Origin of the sequence: Pseudomonas sp. HT11, from assembly GCF_044875395.1 — a bacterium.
In the GTDB taxonomy this organism is placed as follows: domain Bacteria; phylum Pseudomonadota; class Gammaproteobacteria; order Pseudomonadales; family Pseudomonadaceae; genus Aquipseudomonas.
This window is the reverse complement of record NZ_CP173217.1, coordinates 4,568,880-4,588,193: the sequence shown is the minus strand read 5'-3', so window position 1 is coordinate 4,588,193 and position 19,314 is coordinate 4,568,880. Positions and strand designations below refer to the sequence as shown.

Sequence of the window (19,314 nt, the reverse complement as noted above, 5' to 3'; positions counted from 1 at the left end):
CTGTTCAAATGCGCGCGTGGCCTTGTGGGCCATGCGCGGAGCTACCTGCAGACCTCAGTCGATGCGCTTGGCCGACTTGATCAGAACAGGATCGATAGGCACGTTCTGCATGCCCTGCTTGGTGGTGGTCTGCGAGTTGACGATGATATCGACCACGTCCATGCCTTTGACCACTTTGGCGAACACGGCGTAACCGGCGTCACGGCCCGGATCGAGGAAGGCATTGTCGGCCACGTTGATGAAGAACTGGCTGGTGGCCGAGTTCGGGTCATTGGTGCGGGCCATCGACAGGGTGCCGCGTACGTTATGCAGGCCGTTGCTGGCTTCGTTCTTGATCGGTGCTTCGGTTGGCTTTTGCGACATCTGCGCGGTGAATCCGCCGCCCTGGACCATGAAGCCCGGGATCACGCGGTGGAAAATCGTGTTGGTGTAGAAGCCTTTGTCGACATAGGCCAGGAAGTTTTTGGTGCTGATCGGCGCCTTGACCTGGTCCAGTTCGATTTCAATGTCGCCATTGGTGGTGGTGATCAGGACGTGAGGCGCCTTGGCGGGCTCGGCGGCCATCAGGTTGGCGGCGAACAAAACAGAACCGGCAAAGAAGGCGATTTTTTTCAACATGGGTCAGTGATCCTGGGTAGTGGTTTCGACTGTCTTTAGAAAATCGAGCAGGGTAGCGTTAAAGACTTCGGGTTGATCCAAAGGCGTGGCATGGCGGGAATCTTCAATCACCACCAGTCGCGCATCGGGCAGCAGTTTTACATAGATTTCTTTTTGCGCCACGGGTGTGTAGTCGTGGTCGGCGCTGATGACCAGGGTTGGACAGGTGATCCTGGAAAGTTGTTCCTGTACGCCCCAGCCCACAATCGCGTCGAAACTGGCGAGATAAGCACGTTTGTCGTTTTTTGCCCAGCGTTCGGCCATCTTGCGCCGCAGGTCGCCCTGGTGCGGTTTGGGGAACAGCCGATCACCCAGGGCCTTGCCGATGGTGGCCAGGCTGAGCACTCGCGCCAGGCTCCAGCGCTTGGCCCACTGCCAATAATCATCGGCGCTGCGCACTTTGACCTCGGGCGCACTGTTGACGATACACAGGCTCTTGACCCGGCCAGGTTCGTCCACCGCCAGCTGGAAGGCGATCATGCCGCCCATAGACAGGCCCACGACATGAGCGGGCGGCAGGTTCAGGTGTTCGATCAAGGCGAGCAGGTCGACGGTGAAACCCTTGATGCTGTAGCGCTCGCGAGGTTTGTCGGAGCGCCCGTGACCGCGCACATCCACCACGATCAGGCGGTAATGGCGGGCCAACACCGGAATCTGCAATTCCCAATCCTGGCTGCTGGAGCCCAGGCCGTGGATCAGGATCAATGGGCTGCCGTGGCCGTATTCCTCGTAATGCAGGCTGCAGCCTTCATGGTCGAACCAGGCCATGCATGAACTCCGTTTCAGGCTTGCTGGGGAGCGGCGTAAGGCGCGTCCAGGGGGGCGGTGTCAAAGGTGCGCAGCAATTCCACGAGGATCTGTGTGGCTGGGCCCAGGGGTTTGTCCTTGTTCGCGTACAGATAAAACGTCGGGTTGCGGCTGCCGCCTTTTTCCAAGGGTAGCTGCTTGAGCAGGCCATCGTTGAGTTCGCGCTCGATCATGTGCCGGGGCAGCCAGGCAAAGCCCAGGCCGCTGCTGACGAATGTCGCGGCGGTGGGCAGGCTGCCGACGGTCCAGCGCTGTTCGGCGCCAAGCCAGCCCACGTCTCGCGGCTGCTGGCGGCCGGAGTCGCGGATCACCACCTGCATCTGGCTTTCCAGGTCCTGGAAGCTCAGCTCACGGTTCAAGCGATGCAGCGAATGGTCCGGGTGGGCCACGGCGATAAATTCCACATCGCTCATTTCCGTGCCCAGGTAGCCGGGGATAATGAACCCGCTGATCGCCAGGTCGGCCATGCCATCCATCAGCAACTCTTCGACGCCCGACAGCACTTCTTCACGCAGGCGCACGCGGCAGCCACGGCTTTGCGGCATAAAGGCGGTAAGGGCGCGCACCAGGCGTGCATTGGGGTAAGCGGCATCCACGACCAACCGCACTTCAGCCTCCCAACCCTGTTCCATGTGGTGGGCAAGGTCTTCCAGTTGACTGGCGTTTTTCACCAGTTGCCGCGAGCGGCGCAACAACACTTCACCGGCGTCGGTGAGCACCGCCTTGCGCCCGTCGATGCGCAGCAGCGGCACGCCGAGTTGGTCTTGCATGCGAGCAACGGTGTAACTCACCGAAGACTGCGAACGGTGCAACGCTTCAGCCGCCTGGGCGAAGCCGCCGTGGTCGACCACGGCTTGCAGCGTGCGCCATTGATCGAGGGTAACGCGGGGCGCTTTCAAGATGAGCTCCTCTTGTCCTAAGCTGGCGGTCCTTATTGGAGACTGCCGAATGAGAAAATTCTGTTGTGTGTTGCTGGCGCTGCTGCCAATGAGCGCATTTGCCTACCCCATCGACGTCACGAAAAAGATCGACGGCGTGCAAGTGGACTACACCGCGACCGACGTGGACGGCGACATCAGTTCGATCCGGCTAAACAACTACGACACCAATGACGCGGTGTGTTCGGTAACCTTCACCAACGGCCCGGAATCGCCGCGTAATCGCAAGGTCACGGTGGCGGCGGGCAAAAGCACCAACACCACGGTCAAGTTCAGTCGCGCCATTATCAAGATGCGTATCGCGCTGGCATGTGCCCCAAAATAAAGCAGCAGCGGAGCATGCTCACAGCAATACTCCGCTTATAAACAAATTTCTAGATGGGTTGTAGCAGTTTTTTGCGCTTTTTTATCGAATGAGCCCTGGTTAATCTTTTCTCCATCGCCTTACAGCATTTACAGATGGAGCCTACCCAGCCATGTCCAATGTTCTGATCATCGAAAGCAGCGCACGCCAACAGGATTCGATCTCCCGTCAGCTGACCCAGCAATTCATCAGCCAATGGAAGGTCGCTCATCCGACGGATCAGATCACCCTGCGTGACGTGGCGCTTAACCCGGTTCCGCACCTGGACGCCAACCTGCTCGGCGGCTGGATGAAACCCGCCGAACAGCGCAGCGGCATCGAACAGGCCTCCCTGGACCGCTCCAACGAATTGACCGACGAACTGCTTGCCGCCGATGTGCTGGTGATGGCGGCGCCGATGTACAACTTCGCGATCCCCAGCACCCTCAAAGCCTGGCTGGACCACGTGTTGCGCGCCGGTGTGACCTTCAAGTACACCGCCACCGGCCCTCAGGGTTTGCTCATTGGCAAGCGCGCGATTGTGTTGACCGCGCGCGGCGGCATCCACACCGGCGCCAGCTCCGATCATCAGGAACCGTACCTGCGTCAGGTCATGGCCTTTATCGGTATTCACGACGTGACCTTCATTCATGCTGAAGGGGTGAACCTGAGCGGGGACTTCCAGGAAAAAGGCATTAACCACGCCAAGGCGCTGCTGGCACAGGTGGCTTGATCGTTTAATCGTCACATAATCGCGCGGTGTTTATATCGCTCCACGCAAACCCTTCAAGTACGCGTATCGAACCTCCCTTTGCACTTGTTGCTCCTGAGTGCTCCTGCCCGACTGCCGCTTTAGCGAGGTCGGGTTTTTTTTGCCTCGAGTTTCTTCAACCACCGAAAACCCTTAAAGTCGCGCCCATTCGAAACGAGGCGCGCATGGGCTATTTACTGGTTGTCACCCTGATTCAGGCTTTTTCCTTCAGCTTGATCGGCGAATACCTCGCCGGTCACGTCGACAGCTATTTCGCCGTGCTGGTGCGCGTGGTGCTGGCCGGGCTGGTGTTCATCCCGCTGACCCGCTGGCGCTCGGTAGAGCCAAGGTTCATGCGTGGCATGCTGGTGATCGGCGCGCTGCAGTTTGGTGTGACCTACGTGTGCCTGTACCTGAGCTTTCGGGTGCTCACGGTGCCGGAAGTGCTGCTGTTCACCATCCTCACGCCGTTGCACGTGACGCTGATCGAAGACGCGCTTAACCGTCGCTTCAATCCTTGGGCGCTCATTGCTGCGCTGGTGGCGGTGGGCGGCGCGGCAGTGATTCGCTTTGACCAGATCACGCCGCACTTCCTCGGCGGCTTTTTGCTGTTGCAACTGGCCAACTTCACCTACGCCGCCGGGCAGGTGATGTACAAACATCTGGTGGCGCGTTATCCAAGCGACCTGCCGCATTACCGACGTTTCGGCTACTTCTACCTGGGCGCCTTGATCGTGGTGTTGCCGGCATTCCTGCTGTTCGGCAAGGCCGACTTCCTGCCACAAGCGCCCCTGCAATGGGGCGTGCTGGTGTTCCTCGCGTTGGTCAGCACCGCGTTGGGCATGTACTGGTGGAACAAGGGCGCTTGCCTGGTCAACGGCGGCACCCTGGCGGTGATGAACAACCTGCATGTGCCGGTGGGGTTGCTGCTGAACTTGCTGATCTGGAACCAGCATGAACCGCTGGGGCGGCTGGCGTTGGGCGGGTTGGTGATTTTGGCGGCGGTGTGGATCAGCCGGTTGGGCGTACGTAAAGAGTTAGCCCAATCTTGAACCCCTTTGCGGGAGCGGGCTTGCTCGCGAAGGCGGTAGGTCAGTCAGTGATCGGTTGACTGATTCTCCGCTTTCGCGAGCAAGCCCGCTCCCACAGAAGGTCGGTGGTGTTATACCGCGCTGTGTTCCAGGGTCGGCAGATGACTGGCCCCCAATACCGCCGGCAACACACCCGCGCGCAAGTCATTGCCACTTGGCTGCTGATACAGGCTCAAACCGAACTCCGGCAGCACCGCCAGCAGGTAATCAAAAATATCCCCCTGGATGCGCTCGTAATCCGCCCACGCCGTGGTGCGCGTGAAGCAGTAAATTTCCAGCGGCACGCCCTGAGCGGTGGTTTGCATCTGGCGCACCATGCAGGTCATGTTCGGCTGAATGTCCGGGTGGCTTTTCAGGTAGGCCAGGGCATAGGCGCGGAAGGTGCCCAGGTTGGTCATGCGGCGGCGGTTCGCAGAGAGTTGCGCGCTATTGCCCTGGGCCTCGTTCCACGCCTTGAGCTCAGCCTGCTTGCGGCTGATGTAGTCGGTGAGCAAGTGCACCTGGGTCATGCGCACTTCTTCATCGTCACGCAAAAAACGCACGCCGCTGGCGTCGATGTACAGGCTGCGCTTGATGCGGCGACCGCCGGACGCCTGCATGCCGCGCCAGTTCTTGAACGACTCTGACATCAAGCGCCAGGTAGGAATGGAGACGATGGTCTTGTCGAAATTCTGCACCTTGACCGTGTGCAGCGTGATGTCCACTACATCACCGTCGGCGCCGACCTGAGGCATCTCGATCCAGTCGCCGACCCGCAGCATGTCGTTGCTGGTCAATTGCACACTGGCGACGAACGAGAGCAGAGTGTCCTTGTACACCAACAGAATCACCGCCGACATCGCACCCAACCCTGACAGCAGCAACAGCGGCGAACGGTCGATCAACGTGGCGACGATAATGATTGCGGCGAACACGAACAGCACCATTTTCGCCAATTGCACATAGCCCTTGATCGAGCGGGTGCGGGCATGTTCGGTGCGTGCGTAGATATCCAGCAGCGCATTGAGCAGGGCGCTCACGGCCAGTGTCATGAACAGGATGGTGAATGCCAGGGCGACGTTGCCGATAAACAGCGTGGCGGTTTTGCTCAGGTCCGGCACCAGATACAGGCCGAACTGAATCACCAGGGACGGCGTCATCTGTGCCAGGCGGTGGAAGACTTTGTTGTGCCGCAGGTCATTGAGCCAGTGCAGCGCCGGTTGCCGGCCAAGCAATTTGGCGGCGTGGAGGATGAGGTAGCGCGCGACCCGGCCGAGCAGCAGGGCGACTACCAGCAACACCAGCAAACCCAGGCTCGCATGCAGCAGCGGGTGTTGATCGAGGGCGCCCCAAAGGTCTTGGACGTTGAGCCAGAACTGTTTGATATCCATGGGTGAAACCGATTCTTCTGTAAGACAACACGGGCCGATTAGAGCATTTAAGTGCGACAAAGTTGACGTTGTAGACAAATGAGCTGACAAAAAAGCAGCTGATTAGCCCCGTTCGCGTAAAGAAACTCGGTTTGGACGCCCGAAACCGTTACCCTATGCAGCTGATATTTTGTATTTCTTCGAGGTAGCACCCGTGTTTTCCCAATTCGCCCTGCACGAACGCCTGCTCAAAGCCGTGGCCGAGCTTAAATTTGTCGAGCCTACGCCTGTGCAAGCAGCGGCCATCCCGCTCGCGCTCCAAGGGCGTGACCTGCGGGTGACGGCTCAAACCGGGAGTGGCAAAACCGCCGCTTTCGTCCTGCCGATTCTGCACCGACTGATTGGCCCGGCCAAAGTCCGCGTCAGCATCAAAACCCTGATCCTGCTGCCGACCCGCGAGCTGGCCCAGCAGACCTTGAAAGAAGTCGAGCGCTTTTCGCAGTTCACCTTCATCAAATCCGGCCTGATCACCGGTGGCGAAGACTTCAAGGTTCAGGCCGCCATGCTGCGCAAGGTTCCGGACATTCTGATCGGCACCCCAGGCCGCATGATCGAGCAACTCAACGCCGGCAACCTCGACCTCAAGGAAGTTGAAGTGCTGGTGCTCGACGAAGCCGACCGTATGCTCGACATGGGCTTTGCCGATGACGTGCAGCGCCTGGTGGCCGAATGCGTCAATCGCCAGCAGACCATGCTGTTCTCCGCCACCACCGGCGGCTCGACCCTGCGTGACATGGTCGCCAAGGTCTTGAACAACCCTGAGCACTTGCAGGTCAACAACGTCAGCGACCTGAACGCCACCACGCGTCAGCAGATCGTTACCGCCGACCACAACGTGCACAAAGAACAGATCCTCAACTGGCTGTTGGCCAACGAGACCTATCAGAAGGCCATCGTGTTCACCAACACCCGGGCTGCGGCGGACCGTATCTACGGTCGCCTGGTGGCACAGGATTACAAAGCGTTCGTACTGCACGGTGAGAAAGACCAGAAGGACCGCAAGCTGGCCATCGACCGCCTGAAGGCTGGCGGCGTGAAGATCCTGGTGGCCACCGACGTGGCTGCGCGCGGTCTGGACGTGGACGGCCTGGACATGGTCATCAACTTCGACATGCCGCGCAGCGGCGACGAATACGTGCACCGTATCGGTCGTACCGGGCGTGCCGGCAATGATGGCCTGGCAATCTCGCTGATCTGCCATGGCGACTGGAACCTGATGTCGAGCATCGAGCGCTACCTCAAGCAGTCGTTCGAGCGCCGCACCATCAAGGAAGTCAAAGGCACCTACACCGGGCCGAAGAAGGTCAAGGCGTCGGGCAAAGCGGTTGGCGTGAAGAAGAAAAAAGTCGACGCCAAGGGCGACAAGAAGAAAGCCGGTGCCAAGTCGCCGACCAAGCGCAAAATTGCCAACCGGCCGAAGACCGACAACCTGTCGCTCGTCAGCAAGGACGGCATGGCGCCGCTCAAGCGCCGCAAGCCAGAAGCGCCGGCTGCCGAATAAGGCTGCACCGATATAAAAAAACCGGACGATGTCCGGTTTTTTTTGGGCTTCAGTTTTTTGTCTCGGCGGCTGCTTTATCCAGGTCTTTAAGGCGCTGATCGATCAATTGGCATTTGTCTGGCAGGTCGGCAGAGGTTGTGTCCATATCCATTTTCTGCAGCTCTGCATTCATTTCCTTGGCTTTGGCGGGGTTCTGCTGGGTGAGCCTGGTCACCTCCTGCGCCAGTTGCTCACGTTTTGCCGTGGCTTCTTCAGGTGTACAGGCCCAAGCGGGCAGGGCAGTCAGCAGCGTGGCGGCGATGGCCAGGTTCATCAGGGTTTTCATGGTCGGACCTCCTTGGCAGTGTGTTCAGTTGAGGTGGCGAACGTCTGGAAAGTTCAGAGAAATGACGGCGGTCTATCCAGCTGAACGGCCAGTGACGGGGCATGTCACACCTGTAGACGGGCTACTTTCCTACCGGCCTGCAGGAGGAATCAGGATGACGACTTACAATTGGGATTTGATCGAACGTCTGCTGCATGAAGTGCAGAACGGCGAAGGCAGCTTTGCCCCGCGCAAGTATGCCGAGCAGGAAGCTGCCGAGAAGGCCACGGCGGGTGAAGCCACCGGTAACCTGGACACGCTGAAAAAGACCGCCGCAGATTATGAGGCGCTGCTGTTCAAGCGCGGGTTTATTGAGTCGCGGCCAGAAGAAGAGGGCGGAAACGGTGAGAACTTCATCCTGACCGCGCGCGGCGCGCAACTGCTGGCGCTGATTGACAGCTCTATCCCCGGCAATGACCACCCGCGTCAGGTGCTCGATGACCAGTCGGATGCGCTGGAGCCGGCGACGTTTGATGAAGTGGCGTCGAAGGCGCAAATTGCCTGACAGGCAATCCGCCGATCAATTGAGTGAGGGGGACTTGTCCCCCTTGCCAACCTCAGTTGGCGGTAGCCTTCAGGCATTTGAGGGCTTTGAAATCGCTGCGCACACCGTCAATTTTTTGCGTCAGTTTCATGCGCTGCTGCGGCGTACTTTCCGCCATCAGGTCGACAATCAGACTGCGCGCCGCCGTTTCCGTCCGCGCATAGGCAGCCTTGTATTCCGGGGTCCACAGACTTTCGCGATCCACCAATAATTGCTGCATCTTCTGCGGGAAGTCCGCGCTTTTGCGCTGCTGCACCGCAGCGATGAATTGCGCCTGCCAGCGGGCGCGGTTGCCGATCCATTCCTGATTCTGTTCGCCCAAAGCGGTAGACCAGGCCGTCACACGGTTCTGCTGGCTGGCACTGAGCGGGCCGATCCAGGCGTCCAGGCGTTTGCTCATGCGTTGCGCGCGCTCCTTGATCTGCTGCGCCAAGGGCGGCTTGAGGTATTCGTCCTGGCGCTTGCGCAGGTCCTTGGCCAGGGCGTCGCTCATTTCCTTGACCTGCTGGTCATCCAACCCTTGCAGCAGTTGGATGGCTGACGGCGTGATTTCCCGCGCCACCTCGGCTATCGCCTGTTTGGCCTCGACGGTACGGGTTTGCAGTGCGGCGTCGGTGACCTGATTGTTGTCGACCATCTGTTGCAGGCGATCAAGCCAGTCCAGGTAGCCCGGCAATTGAGTGGTGCAATGCCAGGCCAGGTGGTCCTTGAGTGTGTCGTTGAACCAGCTCTTCTGCCCGGCGTTCATGTCCAGGTAGTCGTTGAGGGTCCAGGGAATAATGACGTCCAGATTGCGGTAGGCAAGGCCCACGCGATTGCAGCCGGCGAGCACCAGGCTCAGGGTCAGCAATACCACCAGTAATTTAAGCCGACGCAGCATGGGCGAGTCCTTGCGCAGAGAAGGTTAATGCATGTGAACCTGAGCGAGGTGCGACAGTTCAGCCCGTCAATAAAACGACCGCGCCGCCTTCAAGGTCAACAGGCCGTCGCATTGCGAATTGTGTCCGGAGTAGGCTGAGCAGTCGCCACCGCTGAGGCTCGAATCGCTGTAGATCAGGTCCAGGTCGATGCCTTTCCACGCACGGGAGAACTGCACCGACCAATCGCTGAAGCTGCTGATCGAGCCGCCTTCCACCGAGGCAGGGGTGCCCAACTGATGGGTGGTGTACTTCACGCTGACGCCGATGCCGAAAGGCTGCGTGCCGCCGAGGTCGGCGAACAACGTGCTGTCCTGGCGATCAGGGTCGTTGCTGAAGGAGACGCCGAAGCGATTGCCCAGCAGGTTCAGGCCGCCGTAGAACTCCTGGCTGTCCAGAGGGCTGAGCTTGGGGTAGCTGTAGTGAATCAAGCCGACTTCGTAACCCAGCGTTTTGTCGAAGGGACGTTTGAAACCCAGGTAGGAATCGACTTCAAGGTTATTGGCCGACGACAGCCCCATATTCGGTGAGAACTGGCCGATATACAGGCCGCTGTCATGGCTCAGGTCCAGCCCGCCGTGAAATGAGTCGCTGCCGGGGGCAGTCGGCTTTACCAGGCCTTGGGCCATGCTGCGGCTTGGCGTCGTGCCCAGTTTCAGGTCGAAATCGCCCAGTTCACGCTGGAAAACCTGCGCTTGCGCTAAAGGGGTTGCCGCAAGGGCAGTTATCAGAAAAAAGCAGGGCTTGAGCATGCTTCACTCCATGAAAAGCGAGGAGCAGTGACAGAGGAAATCGGGCAGATGCCCGTACTAGACGTGTGCAAGCATACCGGCGAACGCCTGAAGGTGAGGCCCGTTCGTCGATTAGCGCACTGCAGGGTGATGCACAGAGGGTATTTCGAGCTCTAGTCCTGGCGCCTTGAGGGCAAGACGCTTAGGGACTAGGTGCAACGCGGGCGGATGTTGCGCGGGTTTTACTTTTTGCCCAGGCTGATTTGCTTGGACGGGCCGAAAGTCTGGCCGCTGACGCCCTTGGCAATTTGCTGGATTTCGCCGCCGGACTTGAGGAACGCAGCAATCTGGCTGTTGATCGATTCGCTGGTTTCAACGGCTGGAGCTGGCTTTGCTTTGCTGTTGGATGCTTTTACGCGCATGGCGGCCACTAACCTGTAGAAAATTAACTTGGCCAGGCATCGTACAGGAAATACTTGACAATTGCTTGGCAAATATCCCCTGGGAATTGTTGGGTCAGGCGGTAATTATCGAAGTTTGTCGGTGAAATAGTCGCCTAACTTACTGTTTTAATTCGAAACCACTTGAGGGATCAGTGCCTGGCTGGCGGCAAAATTCAAGGATTTGATCTGACGAGTGGGGCGGTGCCACTGGAACGCCAAGCCAGCCCGCGATTTTTCAGGTGCGCGCGCGTGCCGGGCGCAACTCGGGTAGAATGCCGCCCACGTAACGAGGGTATTTGGAAATGGCTTTAGTCGGGCGCTACAACAGCTTGCAAGTGGTAAAACACACTAACTTTGGTTTGTACCTGGACGGTGCGCAAGATGGCGAAATCCTCTTGCCTAATCGGTATATCCCGAAAGATATTCCCAGTGAAGATGAAGACTGGCTTAACGTTTTCATTTACTTGGACAGCGACGACAAACTTATCGCAACGACTGAAAAGCCGAAAGTTCAAGTCGGCGAATTCGCCAGTTTGAAAGTCGTCGAAGTCAACAGCATTGGTGTATTCCTCGATTGGGGTTTGCCCAAGGATCTGTTACTTCCGTATTCAGAAGAAAAACGTCAGCTGACCGCCGGCGAATACTGCGTGGTGCACGTCTACCTCGACAAGCACACTAAGCGCATCACCGCCACCGCGCGGCTGGATCGCTACCTGGACAAGACGCCGGCCAACTACCAGGTGGGCCAGGAAGTCGACTTGCTGGTGGCCGAAGCCACCGACATGGGCTTCAAGGCAATCATCAACAACAAGCACTGGGGCCTTATCCACAAAAACGAAGTGTTCAAGTTCCTGCGCCCGGGCAAGGAAGAGAAAGGCTTTATCAAAGAGATTCGCGCCGATGGCAACATCAGCCTGAGCCTGCAGCCGGTTGGGCAGGAAGCGGCCTCCAGCCTGAACTCGAAGATTCTTGCCAAGTTGCGTGAAAACAACGGCACTCTGCCGGTCAGCGACAAAAGCGACCCGGCGGTGATCAGCAACTTGTTCGGTGTCAGCAAAGGCAACTTCAAAAAGGCCATTGGTGCGCTCTACAAGCAAGGTCAGATTGTGATTCACGCGGATCGCATTGAACTAAGCTGAGTGCGCTTTGTTCTTCTGTAGGAGCCGGCTCGCCGGCGACGAGGCCAGTGGTTTTCGTGGTGTCCTGAGGGATGCCAGCGCTGGCAAGCCAGCTCCAGCAGAGGTCGCTTCAATGTCCAAGAAAACCCTGTTCGCTTACCTCGGCACCTTGCTTGCGTTTCTGGTGCTCGACGGCCTCTGGCTCGGCGTCCTCATGGGCCCGACCTACAAATCCCTGCTTGGCTCGCTGATGCTCGATCAGCCGCGCCTGTTCCCCGCCGTGGTGTTCTACCTGCTGTATGCCATCGGGTGTGTGGTGTTTGTGGTCCTGCCGAGCGGCAGTTGGCAGCGCGCAGCGCGGTTGGGAGCCCTGCTTGGTCTGGTGGCCTACGGCACGTATGACCTGAGCAATTGGGCGACGCTGCAGGGCTGGTCCGCTGAATTGGCGCTCATGGATATGGCTTGGGGTACCGTCCTGACTGCCATTTGCTGCACGGTCGGGTACCTGTGTGCACATCGGGTGCAACGCTGATTGTGTACAGGATCCACGTGCACCGTTGCTGAGCGAAGCCCCATCCTTTAGCGCTTCCTGAATCCCTTTGGAGCACCGTTCCAGAGGGATTGTGTGCCATTGGCACGCATTCTGCTGAACACCTCGTATACAAACCAGGCCGCCTCCCGTATGCACACCGTTACGGCAGCGCAGGCCGGTATTTCGAGGAGCCAAGCGATGACCGAACAATTGCCCAAAGGCTACAGCCCGCGCCTGTACAACCAGGACCTGGGCCCGCTGCCGCAAAAGTGGACCTGGTACAACATCTTCGCCTTCTGGATGAGTGACGTGCACAGCGTCGGCGGCTACGTGTTTGCCGCCAGCTTGTTCGCGCTTGGGCTGGCCAGTTGGCAGGTGCTGATCGCCTTGCTGGCGGGTATTTGTATCGTGCAGTTGATTGCCAACCTTGTCGCCAAGCCGAGCCAGCAAGCGGCGGTGCCGTATCCGGTCATCTGCCGGCTGGCCTTTGGCGTGTTCGGAGCAAATATTCCGGCGGTGATTCGCGGCCTGATCGCGGTGGCCTGGTACGGGATTCAAACGTATCTGGCCTCAAGTGCCCTGATCATCGTGGTGCTGCGTTTTTTCCCGCAGATTGCGGTATATGCAGAGCCGCATTTTGCAGGCCTGTCCTACTTGGGCTGGTTCAGTTTCCTCAGCTTATGGGTATTGCAAGCCGCCGTATTTTGGGCGGGCATGGAATCCATCCGGCGCTTTATCGACTGGGCGGGGCCGGTGGTCTACGCGGTGATGTTTGCCCTGGCCGGCTGGATTGTGTGGAAGGCCGGCTGGGCGAATATCAGCTTTACCCTGGCGGAAAAATCCCTCTCGGGCTGGCAGACTTTTGGGCAGGTGATCGTGGCGACGGCGCTGGTAGTGTCCTACTTCTCCGGGCCAACGCTGAATTTCGGCGATTTCAGCCGCTACTGCCGCAGCATGCACGACGTGCGTCGCGGTAATTTCTGGGGGCTGCCGGTGAATTTCCTGGCGTTCTCACTGGTCACCGTCGTTATCGTTTCGGGCACCTTGCCGGTGTTTGGCGAAATGCTGCATGACCCGATTGCCACCGTTTCGCGTATCGACAACAGCATGGCCGTGCTGCTCGGCGCGTTTGCCTTCGTGACCGCCACCATCGGCATCAATATCGTCGCCAACTTCGTCTCGCCGGCGTTTGATTTTGCCAACGTCGCGCCGAGCAAAATCAGCTGGCGCGCCGGTGGGATGATTGCGGCGGTGGCGTCGATCTTCATCACCCCGTGGAACCTGTTCAACAACCCGCTGATGATTCACTACACGCTGGACATCCTCGCGGCGTGTATCGGGCCGTTGTTCGGCATCCTGTTGGTGGACTTCTACCTGATCAAAAAACAGAAGATCGATGTGGACGCGTTGTTCGATGACAGCCCCAGCGGGCGCTATTACTTCGACGGCGGCGTGAACTGGACCGCGGTCAAAGCCTTGGTGCCCGCGACGCTGGCGGGCGTTGCGATCACCTTCACCCCGGCGTTGCAGGACATGGCCAACTTCGCCTGGTTTACCGGCTGCTTCCTGGGTGGGCTGTTTTTCCTGGTGCTGACGCGCCGAGAACAGGTTCGCGTACCGGCGCCACTGGTGGCTGGCTGAGTGAGACAGTAGGGCGCAGCAGCAGCGCGCCGGCCACCAGCAGGCCTGCGCCGGCAATCACCAGGGCCGGTTGCAGGCCGCCACTCAGGTGGCTGCTCACCGAGGCCAGCAGCGGGCCGCTCAATTGACCGATGGCGAAGCTGGCGGTCAGCAGCCCGGTGCTGCGCTGATAGCCGTGGGGCGCGACCTCACGCAGGCGTTGCATCACCAGCATCATGCACGCCAGGAACGGCGTACCGCACAGCAAAACGCCCAGCGCCAGGCCCCAGCCGTTGCCCAGCAAGCAGGCAAACACGCCGGTCGCTTGCAGCCACAAGGTGGTCATCAGCCAGCGGCGGGTGGTGTGCGTGTTATTGCGGCGCAAGCTCACCCCGACCACGCCAACGGCAGCCGCCAGACCAAAGCATGGCCAGAACAGATCCGCCTGCCAGGTGCCGTTGAATTGCGCGCTGGCCATCTGCGACAGGAAGGTCGCCGGAATGATGTAGCCCAGACCGTACAGAAAGTAGATCCAGCACAGGTGCGCAATGCTTTGATTGCTGCCTGCACTGGCGGTGTGTGCGACGGCGGGCATCGGCTGAGGCAAGAACGGCAGGATAGCCAGCAGCATGACCAACGCCACCACGCCATACACCAGCCACAGTGAGGCCGAACTTTGTCCCAGCAGGTTCGAGCCCAAAGCCAGTAGACCGGTGAGCAAAATCCCCAGCCCTGGCCCGGCGAATACCAGGGCTCCCAAGCGTGGACGGCCGGCGGCAATTGCCAGCGGTTGGCTCAAACTGGTGATCATCACCAACGCCCAGGCACTCGCGACACCCGTGCCGAAGCGCAGCAGCAGGTGCGGCCAAAACCCTTGCGCCCAATACGACGCCAGCGTCAGCAGTACGCACAGCCACAACCCGCCGTACATCCGCCCCCGCACGTGGTGGTGGCTGCGGGCGAAGATCGAATCCACCGCGCCAACAAAGTAGCCCAGGTAATTGGCGGCAGCGATCAGGCCTGCGCCGGTCAGGTCGATCTGCCCTTCGCTCAGCAGATGCGGCATCTGTGGTGTGAGGGCGAAGCGTCCAATGCCCATGGCCATCATCAGGGCGACAAAGCTGGCGAGTAAGCGAATCAGCGGCGACATGTTCTGGTTTCCTGCAAGCACGCGAAGACCTTCAGGCTAAAGCGAATTGACTTTCTGTAAAAATGAATAATAGTGAGTAACTTGTTCAGTTTTGGAGAAAGGTATGGAGTTCAGTCAATTGCGGATTTTCCAGGCCGTGGCAGAAGAGGGCTCCATCACCCGCGCGGCCGAGCGCTTGCACCGTGTGCCGTCGAACCTGTCGACACGGCTCAAGCAAATGGAAGAGCAACTGGGCGTGGAACTGTTTGTGCGCGAGCGTCAACGCTTGCAGCTTTCTCCCGCCGGCAAAGTGCTGCTGGACTACAGCACCCGTCTGATCGCGCTGCACGATGACGCCCACGGCGCCGTCCAGGGCGGGCAACCGGCCGGCGATTTTGTGTTGGGCAGCATGTACAGCACCGCCGCGATTCATTTGCCGAGGTTGTTGGCGCGCTATCACAAGGCTTATCCGATGGTGAACCTGCAAGTGCAGTCGGCGCCCAGCGGTGAACTGTTGGAAGGCTTGATCACTGGGCGTCTGGATGCGGCATTGGTCGATGGCCCGCTGACCATCGCCACCTTGGACGGTGTGCCACTGTGCGAAGAGCGCCTGGTGTTGATCTGCGAGGCTGATCACCCGCCCGTGCGCGGGCCGCAGGATGTAGCGGGGCGCTCGGTGTTCACCTTTCGCCGCAGTTGCGCGTACCGCACCCGGCTGGAGACCTGGTTTTCCCACGAGCGCGTGGCCATGGGCCGGGCCATCGAGATTGAGTCCTATCAGGGCATGCTCGCCTGCGTGATTGCCGGTTCCGGTGTGGCGTTGATGTCTGAATCCATGTTGGAGAGCCTGCCAGGCAAGGACAGCGTGTCCGTTCATCCCCTGACGGGGCCTTTTGCTACTGCAACGACCTGGCTGATGTGGCGAAAGGGTATGCTCGGCGCTAACCTCAATGCATGGATTGACCTGCAGCAGGAAGGCAAAGGCGAGTTATTGCAGGACACGCGCGCGATTGCTTGAACGATCCGTCAGGATTTGAATCAATTCAGTAATAGTTCGTTGTGGTTTCGTTCAAGCATTACGTAGGACTTAGTACTACTATCACTGTAGGAAAAGGCGACAAAACTCGCGCCGACCCGCATTACCCGCAAAGGGGGCAACCATGAAAGAGAAAATCCAAAACTGGCTCCATGACGTTGGCGTCGCGCTCGGACTGATCGAGCCTCCGCTGCAACCGGTGCCGATTCGCACGGATGACGAGCAGCGCCGGCCCCGTCGCAGATAAGCGCGGGCTCCAGCAGGATTCAACAGGTGGGAGCGAGCTTGCTCGCGAAGGTGGTCTGTCAGTCAACGCAAATGTTGGCTGATACACCACCTTCGTAAGCAAGCTCGCTCCCACAGTTGTGTGTGGCAGGCAAAAAAAACGGGTGCGACATCCGACGTCGCACCCGCTGAAGAAACCGCTCTGATGCCTGTGCTGCCTTAAATTGCCCTGGCCGCCGCAGCCTGCGGGCGCCGCGACAACAGACTCACGCCTACAAAACTCACCAATCCAACCGCCAGGCTGTAGTAGATCGGCGTGTTCGCGTCCAAGCCATCCTTGAACATGAACACCAGTGCCGTCACAAAGCCCAGGGCCATGGACGCGATCGCCCCCGAGGTCGTCGCCCGCTTCCAGAAAATCGCCCCCATCAGCGGGATCAGCATGCCACCCACCAACAAGTTGTAGGCCAGGGTCAGGGCGCTGATCACATCGTTGACCACCAGGGCGATACCCAGCACGGCAATGCCCGTCAGCATCGTGAACAAGCGGTTGATGTTCAGGCTCGATTGCTTGCCACCGCGCAAACGCGGCAGCAAGTCTTCGGTCAATACGGTGGAGGCGGCGAGTAAACCGGCGCTGGCGGTGGACATCATCGCGGCCAGTGCGGCGGCGATCACCAACCCGCGAATGCCGTCCGGCAACGACGCTTTGACGATCGCGGCGAAGGCATTGTTGACGTTATCCAGATTCGGCAACAGCACATGAGCAGCCATGCCGATCAGCGCGCAGGCCAGGCCGTAGAGGATGCAGTAGAAGCCGGCGAACGTGCCTGCGTACTGCGCGACCTTTTCGTCGCGGGCAGTGAACACCCGTTGCCAGATGTCCTGACCGATCAGGATGCCGAAAAAGTAGATCATGAAGTAGGTGATGATCGTGTCCCAGCCGATTTCGGTGAAGCTGAAGTTCGACGCCGGCAGCTTGGCCACCAGTTGGTCCCAGCCGCCGACGCGGTACAGGCAGATCGGCAGCAAGATAAACATCAGGCCGACGGTCTTGATCACAAATTGCACAATATCGGTAAGCGTCAGCGACCACATGCCGCCGATGGTCGAATAGACCACCACCACGCCACCGCCCAGCAGCACCGAGACCCAGAAGGGCAGGCCGAACAGCACTTGCAGCACGGTGCCGATGGCCAGAATCGAGGTCACGCCAATCATCAACGCGTAGGCCAGCATGATCACCGCGCTCGCTTGGCGGGCCATCGGGTTGTAGCGTTTTTCCAGGACCTGGGTGACGGTGAAGATCTTAAGCTTGAGCAGCGGTTTGGCCAGGAACAGGTTCAACGCGATGATCCCGGCCCCCAGCGCAGCACACAGCCAGAAGCCGGAGATGCCGTGCACATAACCCAGGCGCACGGTGCCGACGGTGGATGCACCGCCCAATACCGTGGCGGCCATGGTGCCCATGTACAGCGACGGGCCCAGGTTGCGGCCTGCCACCAGGTAGTCTTCGTGGGTCTTGGCGCGGCGCATGCCGTAATAGCCGAGCACGAGCATGCCGGCGGCGTAGATGAGTACGACGAATAAATCCAAAGCCATGACGGCGGGTCTCCGATTATTTTTTTAGGCTATTGAGGCGCTTTTTGTGGCGAGGGAACTTGCTCCCGTTGGGCTGCGAAGCGGCCCCTGGGGGCCATAAACAGCCGCTGGTTCCGGGAACAGGCGAAGCAAACTCAGGTACACCACCGAGGCCAGCCCCAGCGTCACCGGCAGGCTGATATCGATGCCGTCGGCCAGGTTGCCCAGCGGCCCGACAAACTGCCCCGGCAAATTGACGAAGCACAAACCCACCAGCGCGCTCGGGATCCAGGCCCCCAGCCCGCGCCAGTTCCAGCCATGGCTGAACCAGTAGCGCCCGCCGGTTTCACCGCGAGTGAATACCTGCAAGTCGTCCGGGCAGTAGAAGCCGCGGCGCACAATCAGGCCGATGATCATCATCACCATCCAGGGCGTGGTGCAGGTGATGATCAGCACGGCGAAAGTCGACACGCTCTGCACCAGGTTGGCGGCGAAACGTCCGATAAAGATGAAGACAATCGACATCACGCCGATCAGCAACGTGGCCTTGACCCGTGACAGCAGGCGCGGAAACACGCTGGACATGTCCAGGCCGGTGCCATACAGCGAGGTGGTGCCAGTGGACATGCCGCCGATCACCGCGATCAGGCACACCGGCAGGAAAAACCAGGTGGGCGCCACCGCCAGCAAACCGCCGACGTAGTTGTTCGCCGCAATGTAGTCCGGTGCCTTGATCGCCACGATGGTCGCGGTGGCCAGGCCGAACAGAAACGGGATCAACGTAGCGATCTGAGCCAGCACGACCGCCAGCATGATGCGCATTTTCGGCGTCTCACGCGGGATGTAGCGCGACCAGTCACCGAGGAATGCACCGAAGGAAATCGGATTGCTCATGGCCACCAGCGCAGCACCGATGAAGGCCGCCCAAAAGCCGGTTTGGCCGAGCCCGACGGTGCCGGCGAAGTGGCTGTCGAAGGCCGGGGCAAACGCGAAGATGCCCAGCAGGAACAGCAGACTCGCCGCCCACACCGCGATGCGGTTGACCCACAGCATGAAGCGAAAGCCATAAATGCACACGGTGAGCACAAGCAGGGCGAACAGGCCGTAGGCCAGGCCCAGCGTCAGGTCGGTTTCCGGCAGGCCGATCAGCCGTTTCGCACCGCCGACCAACGCATCGCCTGAACTCCACACCGACAGTGAGAAGAAGGCAATCGCCGTCAGCAGCGACAGAAACGAGCCGACAATCCGCCCGTGCACACCAAAGTGCGCACCGGACGACACGGCATTGTTGGTGCCATTGATCGGCCCGAACAGGCCCATCGGCGCCAGGATCAGCGCGCCCACCAGCACGCCCAGCACAATCGCCCAGACGCCGGCCTGGAACGACAAGCCGAACAGCACCGGAAACGAACCCAGCACGGCGGTGGCAAAGGTGTTGGCACCGCCGAAGATCAGTCGGAACAGATCCTTGGGCCCGGCAGTACGTTCGTGGTCCGGGATCTGTTCGACCCCGTTGGTTTCTATCGTTCGAATACTTTTATCGTTGTTTTTATTATTCATGATCAGCTCCGATCACA

The 19,314-nt window shown here is 59.6% G+C and carries 21 protein-coding genes; 10 read left to right on the top strand and 11 right to left on the bottom strand.

Features of this window, described 5'->3' with window-relative positions:
- Positions 1 to 54: 54 nt before the first annotated feature.
- Genes ABWL43_RS21210 through ABWL43_RS21200 form a run of 3 tightly spaced genes read right to left on the bottom strand, consistent with a single transcriptional unit; the run spans position 55 to position 2,363 of the window.
- Entirely contained in the window at positions 55 to 618 is a 564-nt protein-coding gene (locus ABWL43_RS21210; RefSeq protein ID WP_404484135.1) for a peptidylprolyl isomerase, read from the bottom strand.
- Positions 619 to 621: 3 nt separating this feature from the next.
- Complete coding sequence (locus ABWL43_RS21205) at positions 622 to 1,425, bottom strand: alpha/beta fold hydrolase (RefSeq protein ID WP_369301302.1); 804 nt, start codon at positions 1,423 to 1,425, stop codon at positions 622 to 624.
- A 14-nt stretch (positions 1,426 to 1,439) separates the two neighbouring features.
- Complete coding sequence (locus tag ABWL43_RS21200) at positions 1,440 to 2,363, bottom strand: LysR family transcriptional regulator (protein ID WP_145159004.1); 924 nt, start codon at positions 2,361 to 2,363, stop codon at positions 1,440 to 1,442.
- A gap of 49 nt (positions 2,364 to 2,412) precedes the next feature.
- Here ABWL43_RS21200 and ABWL43_RS21195 point away from each other — a divergent pair, with 49 nt between their 5' ends.
- The 3 genes from ABWL43_RS21195 to ABWL43_RS21185 all read left to right on the top strand — a co-directional run bounded on the left by ABWL43_RS21195 (position 2,413) and on the right by ABWL43_RS21185 (position 4,548).
- Entirely contained in the window at positions 2,413 to 2,727 is a 315-nt protein-coding gene (locus ABWL43_RS21195; protein WP_404484131.1) for a 3-phosphoglycerate kinase, read from the top strand.
- A 151-nt stretch (positions 2,728 to 2,878) separates the two neighbouring features.
- Complete coding sequence (locus ABWL43_RS21190; RefSeq protein ID WP_145158999.1) at positions 2,879 to 3,478, top strand: FMN-dependent NADH-azoreductase; 600 nt, start codon at positions 2,879 to 2,881, stop codon at positions 3,476 to 3,478.
- A 203-nt stretch (positions 3,479 to 3,681) separates the two neighbouring features.
- Positions 3,682 to 4,548: a carboxylate/amino acid/amine transporter gene (locus tag ABWL43_RS21185; RefSeq protein ID WP_404484129.1), complete on the top strand. Its 867-nt coding sequence runs from the start codon at positions 3,682 to 3,684 to the stop codon at positions 4,546 to 4,548.
- 110 nt (positions 4,549 to 4,658) lie between these two features.
- Here ABWL43_RS21185 and ABWL43_RS21180 read toward each other — a convergent pair whose 3' ends face one another.
- Positions 4,659 to 5,957 carry a mechanosensitive ion channel family protein gene (locus ABWL43_RS21180; RefSeq protein WP_404484126.1) on the bottom strand — a complete coding sequence of 433 codons (1,299 nt, stop codon included), beginning with the start codon at positions 5,955 to 5,957 and terminating at the stop codon, positions 4,659 to 4,661.
- Positions 5,958 to 6,150: 193 nt separating this feature from the next.
- On the opposite strand from ABWL43_RS21180, the gene ABWL43_RS21175 reads away from it, so the two are divergent.
- Positions 6,151 to 7,497, top strand: coding sequence for a DEAD/DEAH box helicase (locus ABWL43_RS21175; RefSeq protein WP_106576386.1), 1,347 nt, complete (start codon positions 6,151 to 6,153; stop codon positions 7,495 to 7,497).
- Positions 7,498 to 7,546: 49 nt separating this feature from the next.
- On the opposite strand, the gene ABWL43_RS21170 is transcribed toward ABWL43_RS21175, so the two are convergent.
- Positions 7,547 to 7,822, bottom strand: coding sequence for a hypothetical protein (locus ABWL43_RS21170; protein WP_262208326.1), 276 nt, complete (start codon positions 7,820 to 7,822; stop codon positions 7,547 to 7,549).
- Positions 7,823 to 7,976: 154 nt separating this feature from the next.
- On the opposite strand from ABWL43_RS21170, the gene ABWL43_RS21165 reads away from it, so the two are divergent.
- Positions 7,977 to 8,366 carry a transcriptional regulator gene (locus ABWL43_RS21165; RefSeq protein ID WP_145158993.1) on the top strand — a complete coding sequence of 130 codons (390 nt, stop codon included), beginning with the start codon at positions 7,977 to 7,979 and terminating at the stop codon, positions 8,364 to 8,366.
- A 52-nt stretch (positions 8,367 to 8,418) separates the two neighbouring features.
- Here ABWL43_RS21165 and ABWL43_RS21160 read toward each other — a convergent pair whose 3' ends face one another.
- The 3 genes from ABWL43_RS21160 to ABWL43_RS21150 form a co-directional block, all read right to left on the bottom strand.
- Complete coding sequence (locus ABWL43_RS21160) at positions 8,419 to 9,285, bottom strand: DUF6279 family lipoprotein (RefSeq protein WP_262208323.1); 867 nt, start codon at positions 9,283 to 9,285, stop codon at positions 8,419 to 8,421.
- Positions 9,286 to 9,351: 66 nt separating this feature from the next.
- Positions 9,352 to 10,074 (bottom strand): TorF family putative porin, encoded by a 723-nt coding sequence (locus tag ABWL43_RS21155; protein ID WP_145158989.1) that lies wholly within the window; start codon positions 10,072 to 10,074, stop codon positions 9,352 to 9,354.
- A 221-nt stretch (positions 10,075 to 10,295) separates the two neighbouring features.
- Positions 10,296 to 10,475: a hypothetical protein gene (locus ABWL43_RS21150; protein ID WP_003193095.1), complete on the bottom strand. Its 180-nt coding sequence runs from the start codon at positions 10,473 to 10,475 to the stop codon at positions 10,296 to 10,298.
- 323 nt (positions 10,476 to 10,798) lie between these two features.
- Between ABWL43_RS21150 and ABWL43_RS21145 the strand changes: the two genes are divergently transcribed.
- The 3 genes from ABWL43_RS21145 to ABWL43_RS21135 all read left to right on the top strand — a co-directional run bounded on the left by ABWL43_RS21145 (position 10,799) and on the right by ABWL43_RS21135 (position 13,787).
- On the top strand, positions 10,799 to 11,635 hold the full coding sequence (locus tag ABWL43_RS21145; protein ID WP_017134857.1) for a S1 RNA-binding domain-containing protein: 837 nt from the start codon (positions 10,799 to 10,801) through the stop codon (positions 11,633 to 11,635).
- Between the two features lie 112 nt (positions 11,636 to 11,747).
- Positions 11,748 to 12,146, top strand: a complete 399-nt coding sequence (locus tag ABWL43_RS21140) for a DUF2177 family protein (RefSeq protein WP_242195716.1) — start codon at positions 11,748 to 11,750, stop codon at positions 12,144 to 12,146.
- 198 nt (positions 12,147 to 12,344) lie between these two features.
- Positions 12,345 to 13,787 carry an NCS1 family nucleobase:cation symporter-1 gene (locus tag ABWL43_RS21135; RefSeq protein ID WP_404484121.1) on the top strand — a complete coding sequence of 481 codons (1,443 nt, stop codon included), beginning with the start codon at positions 12,345 to 12,347 and terminating at the stop codon, positions 13,785 to 13,787.
- Here ABWL43_RS21135 and ABWL43_RS21130 read toward each other — a convergent pair.
- Positions 13,699 to 14,916, bottom strand: coding sequence for an MFS transporter (locus tag ABWL43_RS21130; RefSeq protein WP_404484118.1), 1,218 nt, complete (start codon positions 14,914 to 14,916; stop codon positions 13,699 to 13,701). The genes ABWL43_RS21135 and ABWL43_RS21130 overlap by 89 nt on opposite strands.
- A 103-nt stretch (positions 14,917 to 15,019) precedes the next feature.
- Here ABWL43_RS21130 and ABWL43_RS21125 point away from each other — a divergent pair, with 103 nt between their 5' ends.
- Entirely contained in the window at positions 15,020 to 15,913 is an 894-nt protein-coding gene (locus ABWL43_RS21125) for a LysR substrate-binding domain-containing protein (RefSeq protein WP_404484115.1), read from the top strand.
- A 142-nt stretch (positions 15,914 to 16,055) separates the two neighbouring features.
- Entirely contained in the window at positions 16,056 to 16,178 is a 123-nt protein-coding gene (locus ABWL43_RS21120) for a PA1414 family protein (protein ID WP_256347311.1), read from the top strand.
- Positions 16,179 to 16,375: 197 nt separating this feature from the next.
- Here the strand turns inward: ABWL43_RS21120 and ABWL43_RS21115 are convergent, their stop codons facing one another.
- Positions 16,376 to 17,758 (bottom strand): sodium:solute symporter, encoded by a 1,383-nt coding sequence (locus ABWL43_RS21115; protein WP_106576395.1) that lies wholly within the window; start codon positions 17,756 to 17,758, stop codon positions 16,376 to 16,378.
- A 24-nt stretch (positions 17,759 to 17,782) separates the two neighbouring features.
- Positions 17,783 to 19,297: a purine-cytosine permease family protein gene (locus tag ABWL43_RS21110; RefSeq protein ID WP_404484110.1), complete on the bottom strand. Its 1,515-nt coding sequence runs from the start codon at positions 19,295 to 19,297 to the stop codon at positions 17,783 to 17,785.
- Positions 19,298 to 19,314 lie beyond the last annotated feature (17 nt).

Coding starts and splice junctions, on each gene's coding strand:
- ABWL43_RS21190 (WP_145158999.1), top strand. CDS start 2,879: ATGTCCAATGTTCTGATCATCGAAAGCAGCGCACGCCAACAGGATTCG.
- ABWL43_RS21185 (WP_404484129.1), top strand. CDS start 3,682: ATGGGCTATTTACTGGTTGTCACCCTGATTCAGGCTTTTTCCTTCAGC.
- ABWL43_RS21170 (WP_262208326.1), bottom strand. CDS start 7,822: ATGAAAACCCTGATGAACCTGGCCATCGCCGCCACGCTGCTGACTGCC.
- ABWL43_RS21145 (WP_017134857.1), top strand. CDS start 10,799: ATGGCTTTAGTCGGGCGCTACAACAGCTTGCAAGTGGTAAAACACACT.
- ABWL43_RS21150 (WP_003193095.1), bottom strand. CDS start 10,475: ATGCGCGTAAAAGCATCCAACAGCAAAGCAAAGCCAGCTCCAGCCGTT.
- ABWL43_RS21135 (WP_404484121.1), top strand. CDS start 12,345: ATGACCGAACAATTGCCCAAAGGCTACAGCCCGCGCCTGTACAACCAG.
- ABWL43_RS21210 (WP_404484135.1), bottom strand. CDS start 618: ATGTTGAAAAAAATCGCCTTCTTTGCCGGTTCTGTTTTGTTCGCCGCC.
- ABWL43_RS21205 (WP_369301302.1), bottom strand. CDS start 1,425: ATGGCCTGGTTCGACCATGAAGGCTGCAGCCTGCATTACGAGGAATAC.
- ABWL43_RS21180 (WP_404484126.1), bottom strand. CDS start 5,957: ATGGATATCAAACAGTTCTGGCTCAACGTCCAAGACCTTTGGGGCGCC.
- ABWL43_RS21110 (WP_404484110.1), bottom strand. CDS start 19,297: ATGAATAATAAAAACAACGATAAAAGTATTCGAACGATAGAAACCAAC.
- ABWL43_RS21115 (WP_106576395.1), bottom strand. CDS start 17,758: ATGGCTTTGGATTTATTCGTCGTACTCATCTACGCCGCCGGCATGCTC.
- ABWL43_RS21130 (WP_404484118.1), bottom strand. CDS start 14,916: ATGTCGCCGCTGATTCGCTTACTCGCCAGCTTTGTCGCCCTGATGATG.
- ABWL43_RS21165 (WP_145158993.1), top strand. CDS start 7,977: ATGACGACTTACAATTGGGATTTGATCGAACGTCTGCTGCATGAAGTG.
- ABWL43_RS21120 (WP_256347311.1), top strand. CDS start 16,056: ATGAAAGAGAAAATCCAAAACTGGCTCCATGACGTTGGCGTCGCGCTC.
- ABWL43_RS21195 (WP_404484131.1), top strand. CDS start 2,413: ATGAGAAAATTCTGTTGTGTGTTGCTGGCGCTGCTGCCAATGAGCGCA.
- ABWL43_RS21140 (WP_242195716.1), top strand. CDS start 11,748: ATGTCCAAGAAAACCCTGTTCGCTTACCTCGGCACCTTGCTTGCGTTT.
- ABWL43_RS21155 (WP_145158989.1), bottom strand. CDS start 10,074: ATGCTCAAGCCCTGCTTTTTTCTGATAACTGCCCTTGCGGCAACCCCT.
- ABWL43_RS21160 (WP_262208323.1), bottom strand. CDS start 9,285: ATGCTGCGTCGGCTTAAATTACTGGTGGTATTGCTGACCCTGAGCCTG.
- ABWL43_RS21125 (WP_404484115.1), top strand. CDS start 15,020: ATGGAGTTCAGTCAATTGCGGATTTTCCAGGCCGTGGCAGAAGAGGGC.